12 protein-coding genes are annotated in these 14,104 nt (G+C 66.0%); all 12 read left to right on the forward strand.

What is annotated here, in order from left to right; translation table 11 throughout:
• Nucleotides 1–28 precede the first annotated feature (28 nt).
• The 12 genes from leuC to PI990_RS09280 all read left to right on the forward strand — a co-directional run bounded on the left by leuC (nucleotide 29) and on the right by PI990_RS09280 (nucleotide 14,043).
• Nucleotides 29–1,453, forward strand: a complete 1,425-nt coding sequence (leuC, locus tag PI990_RS09225) for a 3-isopropylmalate dehydratase large subunit (protein ID WP_271660438.1) — start codon at nucleotides 29–31, stop codon at nucleotides 1,451–1,453.
• Nucleotides 1,454–1,463: 10 nt separating this feature from the next.
• Nucleotides 1,464–2,108: a 3-isopropylmalate dehydratase small subunit gene (leuD, locus tag PI990_RS09230; protein WP_271660439.1), complete on the forward strand. Its 645-nt coding sequence runs from the start codon at nucleotides 1,464–1,466 to the stop codon at nucleotides 2,106–2,108.
• A gap of 14 nt (nucleotides 2,109–2,122) precedes the next feature.
• Nucleotides 2,123–2,887 carry a class I SAM-dependent methyltransferase gene (locus PI990_RS09235; RefSeq protein WP_271660440.1) on the forward strand — a complete coding sequence of 255 codons (765 nt, stop codon included), beginning with the start codon at nucleotides 2,123–2,125 and terminating at the stop codon, nucleotides 2,885–2,887.
• Nucleotides 2,888–2,974: 87 nt separating this feature from the next.
• Complete coding sequence (gene leuB / locus PI990_RS09240; protein ID WP_021218579.1) at nucleotides 2,975–4,057, forward strand: 3-isopropylmalate dehydrogenase; 1,083 nt, start codon at nucleotides 2,975–2,977, stop codon at nucleotides 4,055–4,057.
• Nucleotides 4,058–4,114: 57 nt separating this feature from the next.
• Nucleotides 4,115–5,227 carry an aspartate-semialdehyde dehydrogenase gene (gene asd / locus PI990_RS09245; RefSeq protein ID WP_021218578.1) on the forward strand — a complete coding sequence of 371 codons (1,113 nt, stop codon included), beginning with the start codon at nucleotides 4,115–4,117 and terminating at the stop codon, nucleotides 5,225–5,227.
• Nucleotides 5,228–5,333: 106 nt separating this feature from the next.
• Complete coding sequence (locus PI990_RS09250; RefSeq protein WP_271660441.1) at nucleotides 5,334–6,335, forward strand: aspartate-semialdehyde dehydrogenase; 1,002 nt, start codon at nucleotides 5,334–5,336, stop codon at nucleotides 6,333–6,335.
• A 154-nt stretch (nucleotides 6,336–6,489) separates the two neighbouring features.
• Nucleotides 6,490–9,399, forward strand: coding sequence for a FimV/HubP family polar landmark protein (locus tag PI990_RS09255; protein WP_271660442.1), 2,910 nt, complete (start codon nucleotides 6,490–6,492; stop codon nucleotides 9,397–9,399).
• Between the two features lie 3 nt (nucleotides 9,400–9,402).
• Nucleotides 9,403–10,263: a tRNA pseudouridine(38-40) synthase TruA gene (gene truA, locus PI990_RS09260; protein WP_271660443.1), complete on the forward strand. Its 861-nt coding sequence runs from the start codon at nucleotides 9,403–9,405 to the stop codon at nucleotides 10,261–10,263.
• A gap of 56 nt (nucleotides 10,264–10,319) precedes the next feature.
• Entirely contained in the window at nucleotides 10,320–10,943 is a 624-nt protein-coding gene (locus PI990_RS09265; protein WP_043243356.1) for a phosphoribosylanthranilate isomerase, read from the forward strand.
• A 302-nt stretch (nucleotides 10,944–11,245) separates the two neighbouring features.
• Nucleotides 11,246–12,118 carry an acetyl-CoA carboxylase, carboxyltransferase subunit beta gene (accD, locus tag PI990_RS09270; protein ID WP_021218572.1) on the forward strand — a complete coding sequence of 291 codons (873 nt, stop codon included), beginning with the start codon at nucleotides 11,246–11,248 and terminating at the stop codon, nucleotides 12,116–12,118.
• Nucleotides 12,115–13,392 (forward strand): bifunctional tetrahydrofolate synthase/dihydrofolate synthase, encoded by a 1,278-nt coding sequence (gene folC / locus PI990_RS09275; RefSeq protein ID WP_271660444.1) that lies wholly within the window; start codon nucleotides 12,115–12,117, stop codon nucleotides 13,390–13,392. Before accD ends, folC begins: the two co-directional genes overlap by 4 nt.
• 6 nt (nucleotides 13,393–13,398) lie before the next feature.
• Nucleotides 13,399–14,043, forward strand: coding sequence for an SPOR domain-containing protein (locus tag PI990_RS09280; protein WP_271660445.1), 645 nt, complete (start codon nucleotides 13,399–13,401; stop codon nucleotides 14,041–14,043).
• The last annotated feature ends 61 nt before the right edge of the window (nucleotides 14,044–14,104 follow it).

Here is a 14,104-nt window from a genome sequence, read left to right on the forward strand (position 1 = left end):
ATAGAAACACGCTGATGAGGACCCACCGATGGCCGGCAAGACGCTGTACGACAAGCTCTGGGAATTGCACGAGGTGAAGCGCCGCGACGATGGTTCGTCGCTGATCTACATCGACCGTCACATCCTCCACGAAGTGACCTCGCCCCAGGCATTCGAAGGCCTGCGTCTGGCCAGCCGCAAGCCTTGGCGCATCGACGCCAACATCGCGACCCCGGACCACAACGTGCCGACCACCCGCGCCGAGCGCCAGGGCGGCCTCGAAGCCATCGCCGACGAGGTGTCGCGCATCCAGGTGCAGACCCTCGACGAGAATTGCGACGACTTCGGCATCCTCGAGTTCAAGATGAACGACGTACGGCAGGGCATCGTCCACGTGGTCGGCCCGGAGCAGGGTGCCACCTTGCCGGGCATGACCGTGGTCTGCGGTGACTCGCACACCTCCACCCACGGCGCCTTCGGTGCGCTGGCCCACGGCATCGGCACCTCCGAGGTGGAGCACGTGCTGGCCACCCAGTGCCTGATCGCCAAGAAGATGAAGAACATGCAGGTGCGCGTGGAGGGCACGCTGCCCTTCGGTGTGACCGCCAAGGACATCGTGCTCGCGGTGATCGGCAAGATCGGCACCGCCGGTGGCAACGGCCACGCCCTGGAGTTCGCCGGCAGCGCCATCCGCGACCTGTCCATGGAAGGCCGCATGACCATCTGCAACATGTCCATCGAAGCCGGTGCCCGCGTGGGCATGGTGGCGGTGGACGAGAAGACCATCGCCTATGTCGAAGGCCGCCCCTTCGCGCCCAAGGGCGCCGACTGGGAAAAGGCCGTGGCCGCCTGGAGGGACCTGGTTTCCGACGCTGATGCGCACTTCGACACCGTGATCGAGATGCGCGCCGAAGACATCATTCCTCAGGTCAGCTGGGGCACCTCGCCGGAGATGGTGCTGCCAGTCGACCAGCGCGTGCCGGACCCGGCCGTCGAGGCCGACCCGGTCAAGCGTGATTCCATCACCCGTGCCCTGAAGTACATGGGCCTGGCCGCCAACCAGGCGATCACCGATATCCAGCTGGACCGCGTGTTCATCGGTTCCTGCACCAACTCGCGCATCGAAGACCTGCGCGCCGCTGCCGAAGTGGCCAAGGGCCGCAAGGTCGCCACCACCGTCAAGCAGGCGATGGTGGTACCGGGCTCCGGCCTGGTGAAGCAGCAGGCCGAACAGGAAGGGCTGGACAAGATCTTCATCGAGGCCGGCTTCGAATGGCGTGAGCCGGGCTGCTCCATGTGCCTGGCGATGAACCCGGACCGCCTCGAAAGCGGCGAGCATTGCGCCTCCACCTCCAACCGCAACTTCGAAGGCCGCCAGGGCGCCGGTGGTCGTACCCACCTGGTCAGCCCGGCCATGGCCGCCGCAGCCGCCGTCAATGGCCGCTTCGTCGATGTTCGCGAGATGCTCAAGTAAGGAGAGCGAGATGAAAGCCTTTACCCAACACACCGGTCTCGTCGCTCCGCTCGATCGTGCCAACGTCGACACCGACCAGATCATCCCCAAGCAATTCCTCAAGTCGATCAAGCGCACCGGCTTCGGCCCCAACCTGTTCGACGAGTGGCGTTACCTCGATGTCGGCCAGCCCAACCAGGACAACTCCAAGCGCCCGGTGAACCCGGACTTCGTCCTCAACTTCCCGCGCTTCCAGGGCGCCAGCGTGCTGCTGGCCCGTGAGAACTTCGGTTGTGGCTCCTCCCGCGAGCACGCACCCTGGGCCCTGGAGGAGTACGGCTTCCGCGCCATCATCGCGCCGAGCTACGCCGACATCTTCTTCAACAACAGCTTCAAGAACGGCCTGCTGCCGATCATCCTCAAGGATGAAGAGGTGGACGAGCTGTTCAAGCAGTGCGAAGCGGAGGAGGGCTACCAGCTCACCGTCGACCTCGCCGCACAGACCGTGACCCGCCCGGACGGCAGGCAGTACAGCTTCGAAGTGGACGCGTTCCGCAAGCACTGCCTGCTCAACGGCCTCGACGACATCGGCCTGACCCTGCAGGACGCGGACGCCATCCGCGCCTTCGAGGGCGGTCATCGCCAGGCGCAGCCCTGGCTGTTCCGCGACGCCTGAGGCAGGGGAGCGAGATGAGCGACAAGGCCCATGCCCAGGTGGTGCAGCGCCAGTTCGGCGAACAGGCCAGTGCCTACCTGAGCAGTGCCGTGCACGCCCAGGGCACCGAATTCGCGCTGCTGCAGGCGGCGGTCGATGGCCGGGGCGACGCCCGGGTGCTCGCCCTCGGCTGTGGCGCCGGGCATGTCAGCTTCCATGTCGCGCCGCTGGTCGGCGAAGTGGTGGCTTACGACCTCTCCGAGCAGATGCTGGAGGTGGTCGCAGCGGCCGCTGCCGAGCGTGGGCTGGGCAACCTGCGCGCCGAGCGCGGGGCGGCCGAGCGCCTGCCCTTCGCCGATGCCAGCTTCGATTTCGTCTTCAGCCGCTATTCCGCGCACCACTGGAGCGACCTGGGCCTGGCCCTGCGCGAGGTGCGTCGAGTGCTGAAGCCGGGCGGCACCGCTGCCTTCATCGACGTGGCGTCGCCGGGCAGCCCGCTGCTCGACACCCACCTGCAGGCCGTGGAAGTGCTGCGCGACACCAGCCATGTGCGCGACTATTCCGTCGCCGAGTGGCTGCGCCAGGTGAGCGAGGCCGGTCTGTTCGTCGATCGCCATGCGCGTCAGCGGCTGCGCCTGGAGTTCGCCTCCTGGATCACCCGCATGCGCACGCCGGATGTATTCCGCGACGCCATCCTTGCCCTGCAGAAGGCGGTGGGCGAGGAAGTGCGCGAGTATTTCGAAATCACCGAAGACGGCTCCTTCAGTACCGACGTGCTGGTGCTGTGGGCCACTAAATAACTGAGCGTCAGGCTGCAAGCTCCAAGCGACAAGTACTTGGGGCCTGCGACTTGGGGCTTGAAGCTTTTTTTTCCGAAGGAAAGACTCATGAGCAAACAGATTCTGGTTCTCCCTGGCGACGGTATCGGCCCGGAAATCATGGCCGAGGCGGTCAAGGTGCTGGAGCTGGCCAATGACAAGTTCCAGCTCGGCTTCGAGCTGACCCACGACGTGATCGGCGGCGCTGCCATCGACAAGCACGGCGTGCCCCTGGCCGACGAGACCCTGGAGCGTGCGCGCCAGGCCGACGCCGTGCTGCTGGGCGCCGTGGGCGGCCCGAAGTGGGACAAGATCGAGCGTGACATCCGCCCGGAACGCGGCCTGCTGAAGATCCGCTCGCAGCTGGGCCTGTTCGCCAACCTGCGCCCGGCCATCCTTTATCCGCAACTGGCCGATGCCTCCAGCCTCAAGCCGGAAGTGGTCGCGGGCCTGGATATCCTCATCGTCCGTGAGCTGACCGGCGGCATCTACTTCGGCCAGCCCCGCGAACAGCGCGTGCTGGAAAACGGCGAGCGCCAGGCCTATGACACCCTGCCCTATGCCGAAAGCGAAATCCGCCGCATCGTCCGCGTCGGCTTCGACATGGCCCGCGTGCGCGGCAAGAAGCTCTGCTCGGTGGACAAGGCCAACGTGCTCGCCTCCAGCCAGCTGTGGCGTGAAGTGGCCGAGGAAGTGGCCAAGGACTACCCGGACGTCGAGCTGTCGCACATGTACGTCGACAACGCCGCTATGCAGCTGGTGCGCGCACCCAAGCAGTTCGACGTGATGGTCACCGACAACATGTTCGGCGACATCCTGTCGGATGAGGCTTCCATGCTCACCGGCTCCATCGGCATGCTGCCTTCCGCCTCCCTGGATGCGCACAACAAGGGCATGTACGAGCCGTGCCACGGCTCCGCGCCGGACATCGCCGGCCAAGGCATCGCCAACCCCCTGGCGACCATCCTCTCGGTCTCGATGATGCTGCGCTACAGCTTCAACCAGAGCGCCGCCGCGGATGCCATCGAGAAGGCCGTGAGCCTCGTCCTCGACCAGGGCTTGCGCACCGGCGACATCTTCTCCGCCGGCACCACCAAGGTCGGTACCCAAGCCATGGGCGATGCAGTGGTCGAGGCCCTGCGTAATCTGTAATCTGTCGGGCTCGCCGGAATACCGGCGGTCCACTTTTTCCTGAAAGGTGTAGTTGTCATGAAGCGTGTAGGTCTGATCGGTTGGCGTGGCATGGTGGGTTCCGTGCTCATGCAGCGAATGCTTGAAGAGCGGGACTTCGACCTGATCGAGCCGGTTTTCTTCACCACCTCCAATGTTGGCGGGCAAGGCCCGGCGATCGGCAAGGACGTTGCCCCGCTGAAGGACGCCTACAACATCGATGAGCTGAAAAGCCTCGACGTGATCCTGACCTGCCAGGGTGGCGACTACACCAGCGAAGTCTTCCCCAAGCTGCGCGAAGCCGGTTGGCAGGGCTACTGGATCGATGCCGCTTCCAGCCTGCGCATGCAGGATGACGCGGTCATCGTCCTCGACCCGGTCAACCGTCGTGTCATCGACCAGCAACTGGACGCCGGCACCAAGAACTACATCGGCGGCAACTGCACCGTCAGTCTGATGCTGATGGCCCTGGGCGGGCTGTTCGAAGCCGGCCTGGTGGAGTGGATGAGCGCCATGACCTACCAGGCAGCCTCCGGCGCCGGTGCCCAGAACATGCGCGAGCTGATCAAGCAGATGGGCGCGACCCACGCGGCGGTCGCCGATGACCTGGCCAACCCGGCCAGCGCCATCCTCGACATCGATCGCAAGGTGGCCGAAGCCATGCGCGGCGAGGCGTACCCCACCGAGAACTTCGGCGTGCCCCTGGCGGGCAGCCTGATCCCCTGGATCGACAAGGAGCTGCCCAACGGCCAGAGCCGTGAAGAGTGGAAGGGCCAGGCCGAAACCAACAAGATCCTCGGTCGCTTCAAGAGCCCGATCCCGGTGGACGGCATCTGCGTGCGCATCGGCGCCATGCGCTGCCACAGCCAGGCGCTGACCATCAAGCTGAACAAGGATGTGCCCATCGCCGATATCGAAGGCATGATCAGCCAGCACAATCCCTGGGTGAAACTGGTGCCGAACCAGCGCGAGATCAGCATGCGCGAGCTGACCCCGACCGCCGTCACCGGCACCCTTAGCGTGCCTGTAGGGCGTCTGCGCAAGCTCAACATGGGCACGCAATACCTCGGCGCCTTCACCGTGGGCGACCAACTGCTGTGGGGCGCGGCCGAGCCGCTGCGCCGCATGCTGCGCATCCTCCTGGAGCGTTGATCGACAACGGGCGCCGACGAGGCTCGTCGGCGCCCGGTTTCCCTCGATTGCCTGCGTGCGGGGCGACGGTTAAAGTGCCGCTCCCGTTTCGCCAGAGGCAATGTCCATGAGCCAGTCCTTCGATATCGCCGTTGTCGGCGCCACCGGTACCGTTGGCGAAACCCTCGTCGAACTCCTTGCCGAGCGTGAGTTCCCCGTCGGAACCCTGCACGTGCTGGCCAGCATCGAGTCTGCCGGCGCCTCCGTGCAGTTCCGCGGCAAGAACCTGCGCGTGCGTGATGTCGCCGAATTCGATTTCTCCCAGGTGCGCCTGGCCTTCTTCGCCGCCGGCGAGGCGGTGAGCCGCAGCTTCGTCGTGCGCGCCAGCCAGGCGGGCTGCGCGGTGATCGATCTTTCCGGTGTTCTGGACGACGCCCAGCCGCTGGTGCCGGAAGCCAATGCCGGCCTGCTCGGCGAACTGGCCCCTCCTTATAAGTTGTGCAGCCCGAGCGCTTCTGCCGTCGCCCTGGCCTGCGCCCTGGCGCCGCTGGCGTCCCTGGGCATCGAGCGGGTCACGGTCACCGCCTGCCTGGCCGTTTCCAGCCGTGGCCGCGAGGGGGTCACCGAATTGGCCCGGCAAACCGCCGAGCTGCTCAACGCCCGTCCGCTGGAGCCGCGCTTCTTTGATCGCCAGGTTGCCTTCAACATCCTCGCCCAACCCGATGCGGTGGATGAGGCGGGCCACGCCCAGCTGGAGAAGAGACTGGCACGCGAATTGAAAGCACTGCTGGCTGCCCCGGCCCTGGATGTGGCCGCCACCTGCGTGTTGGCACCGGTGTTCTTCGGCGACAGCCTGAGCGTCTCGCTGCAGGTGCGCGAGGACGTCGACCTGGCCGTCGTGCTGGAAAAACTGGAGGCGGCGGAGGGCATCGAACTGGTGGAGCAGGGCGACTATCCGACGGCGGTAGGTGACGCTGTGGGGCAGGATGTGATCTACGTCGGCCGCGTGCGAAAAGGGCTGGAAGACCCGCGCCAAGTCAATTTGTGGATTGCGTCTGATAATGTGCGAAAAGGCGCTGCACTCAACGCCGTACAGTCCGGCGAGTTATTGATAAAACACTATCTGTAAAAGATACTTACCTGAAAATTTGAAGAACTTTTCTAGCTTGACAATACTGGTTTAGTTTTCATCGCTGACGGGGAACCGCTATGGCGTGTTGTGGCAGCGATCAAAATACTCTCTCGTTCGGCCGAGAAAAAAAGATAAAACAAGGGATTACGCTATGATTCGGGTTCGCAAACTGGTGCTGGCAATTGCGGCTGCTTCGGCGCTGACCTCCGGCATGGCTCACGCTTTGGGGCTCGGGGAAGTGACCCTGAAGTCCGCCTTGAACCAGCCGCTGGTCGCTGAAATCGAGCTGCTCGAGGTCCGTGATCTGGCCTCCAACGAAGTCGTTCCGAGCCTGGCTTCGGCCGAAGAGTTCAGCAAGGCCGGCGTCGATCGCCAGTACTTCCTGACCGACCTCAAGTTCACGCCGGTGCTCAAGCCCAATGGCAAGAGCGTGATCCGCGTAACCTCCAACAAGCCGGTGCGCGAGCCCTACCTGAACTTCATGGTGGAAGTGCTGTGGCCCAACGGTCGCCTGCTGCGCGAATACACCCTGCTGCTGGACCCGCCGACCTACTCCGCTGAAACCACCGCTGCCGTCGTGCCGAGCATGCCCATCGCCGCTCCGGCCCAGGCTCCGCGCCCGGCTGCTGCACCGCGTCCGAGTGCCAGCCCGGCTGCCCAGGCACCGCGTCCGTCCACGCCTGTCGCCTCGGCCGCTTCCACCGCCAAGGCGGGCGCCGAAGAATACAAGACCACCGGCAGCGACACCCTGTGGGAAATTGCCCAGCGCAACCGCTCCAGCGGTTCCGTGCACCAGGCCATGCTGGCCATCCAGGACCTGAACCCGGATGCCTTCGTCGGCGGCAACATCAACCGCATGAAGAGCGGCCAGGTGCTGCGCATGCCGACCGATGCGCAGATCGCCAGCCGTTCCCAATCCGAGGCTATTGCCCAGGTCGCAGCGCAGAACGCCGCCTGGCGTGATGGCAGCGCCGTAGCCGGTACCGCCGGCCAGCGCCAGCTCGACGCCACCAAGCGCGCCAGCGCCGGTGCCGCTCCGGCCAAGACCGAAAGCAAGGATAACCTGCGCCTGGTATCCGCCGAGAGTGGCAAGTCCACTGCCGGCAGCGAGAAGGGTGCTGGCAATGGCAACAACAAGGCGCTGGCCGAGAAACTGGCGGTGACCCAGGAAAGCCTGGACACCACCCGTCGCGAGAACGACGAGCTCAAGGGCCGGATGACCGACCTGCAGAGCCAGCTGGATAAACTGCAACGCCTGATCCAGCTGAAGGATGATCAGCTGGCCAAGCTGCAGGGCGACCTGGCGAAGAAACCCGAGGCCGCCGCTCCGGCAGCACCGGTCACGCCGACAGCGCCAGCCGCTTCCGCCACCCCGGCCACTCCGGCTGCCGAACAACCTGCAGCGGTGCCGGCTACTCCGGCACCCGATGCGACTCAGGCCACTCCCCCGGCCGGGCAGGCACCGGACTACAACTACAACGAGGAGCCGGCTGCACCTGATGCAGCCGCCCAGTCCCAGAACCAGCAGCCGGCCAGTGAGCCGGCTGATGCCGTTGAAAAACCTGCTGCTCCGGCAGAAGCCGCCAAGCCGGTCGAGCCCGCTCCGGCGGCCGTGGCGCCCGTGCAGCCGGAACCTGAAGCCGAACAGCCTGGCTTCGTCGACGACCTGATGGGCAACCCGATGCTGCTGGGCATCGCCGGTGGCGGCGCGCTGCTGCTTCTGCTGGTCGCACTGATGATCCTCTCCCGTCGCAACGCCATGAAGGAAGCCGAGCTGCAGAACAGCCTGGCCGCCCAGGATGACGACACCGGCTTCGACAACGACCTGGACATCCAGGACAACGCCTTCGCCGGCCTCGAGAACGAGCCTGCTGCGGTCGCCGCTGCTCCGGCCCAGGCCGAGGAGCGTGTCACCGCCCAGACCGGCGATGCCATCAGCGAAGCCGACATCTACATCGCCTACGGCCGCTTCAACCAGGCTGCCGAGCTGCTGCAGAACGCGATCAACGACGAGCCGCATCGTGCCGACCTGCGCCTGAAGCTGATGGAGGTCTACGCCGAACTGGGTGACCGCGACGGCTTCGCCCGCCAGGAAAGCGAGCTGCGTGAAATCGGTGGTGCCTATGCCGAAGTCGACCAGCTCAAGGCCAAGTACCCGGCCATGGCGCTGGCCGCCGCTGCCGGCCTCGGCTTCGCCGCCGGTTCCGCCAGCGACGACCTCGACAGCTTCAGCCTCGACGACCTGACCCTGGACGAGCCTGCTGCTCCGGCTGCCCAGGCGCCTGCCGCCCAGGACGACATGGACGATGCCTTCGACCTGAGCCTGGATGAGCTGGAAGCCGACCTCGACCGCGACCTGCAAGCTGCCTCCGGCAACGATGCCCTGGCCGGCCTGGACGAGATCGACCTGGATGCCGACCTCAACCTCGACGCTCCGAGCGCCCCGGCTGCCCGCAGCGACGACGAACTCGGCTTCGACCTGGAGCTGGACGACAAGCCGCTGGGCGAGCAATCGCTGGATCTGGGCGACGACCTGGCCGACTTCAGCCTGGAGCTGGAAGGCGACAGCAAGCCGTCCATCGCCGAGGAAGATGATTTCCTTCTCAGCCTCGACGACGACCTGAACCTGGGCGGCTCCCAGCCTGCTGCCGATCCGGTCGCCAAGGAAGAGCCCGCGTCGGCCTTCGAACTGCCGTCCGATTTCGACCTGTCGATGCCGGAAGACGAGCCCGCCGCCGAAGAGGCGCCGCTCTCCGACAGCTTCGCCGCCAAGCTCGATGAAGTGACCGCCGAGCTCGACCAGCTCGCCGAAAGCCTCGACCAGCCGCCGGCCGATAGCGCACCTGCCAGCACCGCCGCTCCGGCAGTGGACCTGGATGGCGACGATGATTTCGACTTCCTCTCCGGCACTGACGAAACCGCCACCAAGCTCGATCTGGCCCGTGCCTACATCGACATGGGTGACACCGAAGGCGCCCGCGACATCCTCGACGAAGTGATGTCCGAGGGCAGTGAAAACCAGCAACAGGAAGCGCGCGAGCTCATCGCCCGTATCAGCTGATCAATGACCCAAGCAGTACCCACAACGGCAGCCGACTCGGCTGCCGTTGGCATTTACAGAATCGCCCTCGGCATCGAGTACAAGGGCTCCCGCTACCGTGGCTTCCAGCGTCAACGCGCCGGGGTGCCCTCCGTCCAGGAAACCCTGGAAACGGCCTTGTCCAAGGTGGCCGGCGGTGCTCCCGTCACCCTCAGCTGTGCCGGGCGTACCGACGCCCTGGTGCATGCCAGTGGCCAGGTGGTGCATTTCGACACGCCGGTGCAGCGCTCCATGCATGCCTGGACCATGGGCGCCAACATGAACCTGCCGAACGACATCAGCGTGGCCTGGGCCCAGGAAATGCCCCGGCATTTCGATGCGCGCTTCAGCGCCATGGCGCGGCGTTATCGCTATGTCATCTACAACGACCAGATCCGCCCGGCGCACATGGCCGAGGAAGTCACCTGGAACCATCGCCCGCTGGATATCCAGCGCATGCGCGAGGCCGCCGCCCATCTGGTCGGCACCCATGACTTCAGCGCCTTCCGTGCCCGCCAGTGCCAGGCCAAGTCGCCGATCAAGACGGTGCACCACCTGCACCTCAGCGAGCACGGGCGCTTCATCGTGCTGGATATCCGCGCCAACGCCTTCCTTCACCATATGGTGCGCAACTTCGCCGGCGTGCTGATGACCATTGGTGCCGGCGAGCGCCCACCGGAATGGGCCCGTGAAGTGCTGGAAAGTCGCGTGCGGCGTGCCGGCGGTGTCACCGCCCATCCCTACGGGCTGTACCTGGTGCAGGTGGAGTACCCCGAGGAGTTCCAGCTGCCGCACCGTTACATCGGGCCGCATTTTCTATCCTGGTTACCGGAAAACCCGGGCTGACGCTCCGCCGAGCCTTTGCTACCATCCAGCATCTTTTACCCACCGGTGCCTGCAACTTGCCAGCCGTTCGCATCAAAATCTGTGGCATCACCCGCGTCGAGGACGCTCTCGCCGCGGCAGCGGCCGGTGCCGACGCCATCGGCATGGTGTTCTATGCCGCCAGCCCGCGAGCGGTGAATGTCGAGCAGGCCCGGGCGATAGTCGCGGCGCTGCCTCCCTTCGTGACCAGCGTGGGCCTGTTTGTCGATATGCCCGCCGCTGAACTGGCGGCGATTCTCGAAGCGGTGCCCCTCGACCTGCTGCAGTTCCACGGCGACGAGACCCCGGCAGCCTGCGAAGGCCATGGTCGTCCCTATATCAAGGCCTTGCGGGTCAAGCCCGGCGACGACGTGGCGGCCCGCGTAAGCGAGTACCCCGGCGCCTCGGGCGTGCTGTTGGATACCTACGTGCCCGGCATCCCCGGTGGTACCGGCGAAGCCTTCGACTGGAACCTGGTGCCGGTCGGCCTGGGCAAGCCGGTGATCCTCGCCGGCGGCCTCACCCCGGAAAACGTCGCCAGCGCGGTGGTGCAGGTCAGGCCCTACGCGGTCGATGTCAGCGGCGGGGTGGAGGCGAGCAAAGGCATCAAGGATCACGACAAGGTGCGAGCCTTCATCGATGCGGCAAGGGCGGCATGCTGAACCCGTCGTCCACAGATGTGACGGCGCCGCCTGCGCTGCCGTCCATAACCCAGTTGCCCGGGCACGCGCGTATGCGCACGGTGTCGGATCGGGCCGATTTTGCTTTTCGCGACGGCACCCTGGCGGTGCCCGTCGCCCAGATGGCCGGGGCCTTCCCGGCGTCACCGTGCGGGGCCGGGCGTACTGTCGCCATCCCGCCGATGCCGCCAACCCCGTCCGCAATCGTGAATTCGCTCAAGAACATGCGCAGGGCTCCGGGCCGCTAGCGCGTGTTCGGGCCTGAAGCTATGGAGAACGAGAGCATGAGCAACTGGCTGGTAGACAAGCTGATCCCTTCGATCATGCGTTCCGAGGTGAAGAAGAGCTCGGTTCCTGAAGGCCTCTGGCACAAGTGCCCGTCCTGCGAGGCCGTGCTGTACAAGCCCGAACTGGAGAAGACCCTCGACGTCTGTCCCAAGTGCAACCACCACATGCGTATCGACGCGCGTGCTCGCCTGGACATCTTCCTCGACGCCGACGGCCGCGAGGAACTGGGTGCCGAGCTGGAGCCGGTGGATCGTCTGAAGTTCCGTGACAGCAAGAAGTACAAGGACCGCATCACCGCGGCCCAGAAGGACACCGGCGAGAAGGATGCGCTGATCGCCATGAGCGGTAGCCTGGAAGGCATGCCCATCGTCGCCTGCGCCTTCGAGTTCTCCTTCATGGGCGGCTCCATGGGCGCTGTGGTCGGCGAGCGTTTCGTACGCGCTGCCAACGTGGCGCTGGAGAAGCGTTGCCCGCTGGTGTGCTTCTCCGCCTCGGGCGGTGCGCGCATGCAGGAAGCGCTGATCTCGCTGATGCAGATGGCCAAGACCTCCGCCGTGCTGGCGCGCTTGCGCGAAGAGGGCCTGCCCTTCATCTCCGTGCTCACCGACCCGGTCTACGGTGGCGTGTCCGCCAGCCTGGCCATGCTCGGTGATGTAATCGTCGCCGAACCCAAGGCGCTGATCGGCTTTGCCGGCCCTCGCGTGATCGAACAGACCGTTCGCGAGAAGCTGCCTGAAGGCTTCCAGCGCAGCGAGTTCCTGCTGGAGCACGGCGCCATCGACATGATCATTCCCCGCGATGAACTGCGTGCCCGCCTGTCGCGGCTGCTCGCGCAGTTCATGCATCTACCCTCACCGGCCACTGCATGACCCAACGAACCCTCGCCGACTGGCTCGCCTACCTCGAGCAACTCCACCCCACAGCCATCGACATGGGGCTGGAACGCAGTCACCAGGTCGCCCAGCGACTTGGCCTGCACAGGCCGGCGCCGCGGGTGGTCACGGTCACCGGGACCAACGGCAAGGGTTCGACCTGCGCCTTCCTCGCTTCACTGCTGAGGGCGCAGGGCCTCAAGGTCGGCGTGTACAGCTCGCCGCACCTACTGGCCTATAACGAGCGCGTGCAGATCGATGGCGTCGATGCCAGCGACGAAGCGCTCTGCGAGGCATTCGTGGCCGTGGAAGCGGCCCGTGGCGAAACCTCCCTGACCTATTTCGAAATGGGCACCCTTGCGGCCTTCTGGCTGTTCGAGCGCAGCGGCCTCGACGCCGTGGTGCTAGAAGTCGGCCTGGGTGGCCGGCTGGATGCGGTCAACCTGGTGGACGCCGACCTGGCGCTGGTCACCAGCATCGGCATCGACCACGCCGACTGGCTCGGCGATACCCGCGAAAGCGTGGCGTTCGAGAAAGCCGGCATCTTCCGTGCCGGCAAGCCGGCGCTCTGTGGCGATCTCGACCCACCTGCACCGCTCGCCGAGCGGGCTGCTGTCCTCAACGCTCCCTTCATCCTGCGTGGTCGTGACTACGACCTGGCGGTCGGGGAGGGTGCCTGGCACTGGCGTGGCCTGGACCGGAATGGTCAGGGTCGCCAGCTCCATGATTTGCCGCTGCTCGACCTGCCCCTGGAAAATGCAGCGCTGGCCCTGCAAGCCTATGCGCTGCTCGACCAGCCCTGGGACGAAGCCGTCATCACCCAGGCGCTGCAAGCCACCCGGGTCACCGGGCGCCTGGATCGCCGCGCGCTGAATTGGCGCGGCAAGTCACTCACGCTGCTGCTGGATGTTGGGCATAATCCCCACGCGGCCAGCTACCTGGCCGAGCGCTTGCGCAGCCGCCCGGTCGCCGGTCGGCGCCTGGCGGTGTTCGGCTTGTTGGCCGACAAGGACCTGGCCGGTGTGCTCGCGCCGCTCAAGGACGTGCTGCCGGACTGGGCCGTGGCCACGCTGCCGTCCACGCGCAGCCGGCCGGCGGCCGAACTGCAGGCCGCGTTGCTCGCGCTGGGCGTTACCGCCAGCAGCCATGGCGATATCGCCGCGGCGCTGGAGGCACAGTGCGAGAAAGCCGGGGAGGGCGATGAAATCCTGGCGTTCGGATCTTTCTATTGCGTGGCCGAGGCGCTGGCCTGGCTCGCGCATCAGGTTTAAGGGGGAGTGGCTGTGCTGGACAAGGGACTCAAGCAACGCATCGTCGGTGCCCTGGTGCTGCTGGCGCTGGCGGTGATCTTCCTGCCGATGCTGTTCACCCGCGAGGACGAGTTGCGCCAGGTGCGCATCGACGCGCCGGCCATGCCGCAGACCCCGGAGATGCCGCCGGTGGAGATGGAAACCGTCGAGGTGCCCGAGCCCCAGGTGCTGCCGGAAGAGCCGGTCCCGTCGCTGGATGCCAACGGCCAGGCCAGCGCCCTGCCCATTGCCCCCACCGAACAGCCCGCAGCACCCGCGCAGCCGGCCCAGCCCCAGGCTCCCGCACAACCGCCGGCCCAGCAACAGGCCCAGGCCGTGCCGCCGGCCGCCACGCCGCCCAAGGCCGATGAAAAGCGCCTCGACCCGAATGGCCTGCCGGTCAGCTGGTCCATCCAGCTCGCCAGCCTGTCCAGCCGCGCCGGCGCCGAGAAGCTGCAGCAGACCCTGCGCAGCCAGGGCTACAACGCCTACATCCGCAGTGCCGAAGGCATGAACCGGGTGTTCGTCGGCCCGGTGATCGAGCGCGCGGAGGCCGACCGGCTGCGGGATTCCCTGAGCCGCCAACAGAAGCTCAATGGCTTCATCGTGCGTTTCCAGCCTGAAAAGGGCTGATTCGCTCTCTCTATCAGAGCAATCTGATCCGCGGGTTACCGGAGCGACGGGGCTCTGCTAA

Source organism: Pseudomonas sp. TUM22785 (assembly GCF_028198105.1).
Lineage (GTDB): Bacteria > Pseudomonadota > Gammaproteobacteria > Pseudomonadales > Pseudomonadaceae > Metapseudomonas > Metapseudomonas solani.

What these genes read in the sequence shown, in the direction of transcription:
- PI990_RS09255 (WP_271660442.1), top strand. Translation starts at nt 6,490, where the DNA reads ATGATTCGGGTTCGCAAACTGGTGCTGGCAATTGCGGCTGCTTCGGCG.
- PI990_RS09235 (WP_271660440.1), top strand. Translation starts at nt 2,123, where the DNA reads ATGAGCGACAAGGCCCATGCCCAGGTGGTGCAGCGCCAGTTCGGCGAA.
- folC (WP_271660444.1), top strand. Translation starts at nt 12,115, where the DNA reads ATGACCCAACGAACCCTCGCCGACTGGCTCGCCTACCTCGAGCAACTC.
- asd (WP_021218578.1), top strand. Translation starts at nt 4,115, where the DNA reads ATGAAGCGTGTAGGTCTGATCGGTTGGCGTGGCATGGTGGGTTCCGTG.
- truA (WP_271660443.1), top strand. Translation starts at nt 9,403, where the DNA reads ATGACCCAAGCAGTACCCACAACGGCAGCCGACTCGGCTGCCGTTGGC.
- accD (WP_021218572.1), top strand. Translation starts at nt 11,246, where the DNA reads ATGAGCAACTGGCTGGTAGACAAGCTGATCCCTTCGATCATGCGTTCC.
- PI990_RS09250 (WP_271660441.1), top strand. Translation starts at nt 5,334, where the DNA reads ATGAGCCAGTCCTTCGATATCGCCGTTGTCGGCGCCACCGGTACCGTT.
- leuC (WP_271660438.1), top strand. Translation starts at nt 29, where the DNA reads ATGGCCGGCAAGACGCTGTACGACAAGCTCTGGGAATTGCACGAGGTG.
- leuB (WP_021218579.1), top strand. Translation starts at nt 2,975, where the DNA reads ATGAGCAAACAGATTCTGGTTCTCCCTGGCGACGGTATCGGCCCGGAA.
- leuD (WP_271660439.1), top strand. Translation starts at nt 1,464, where the DNA reads ATGAAAGCCTTTACCCAACACACCGGTCTCGTCGCTCCGCTCGATCGT.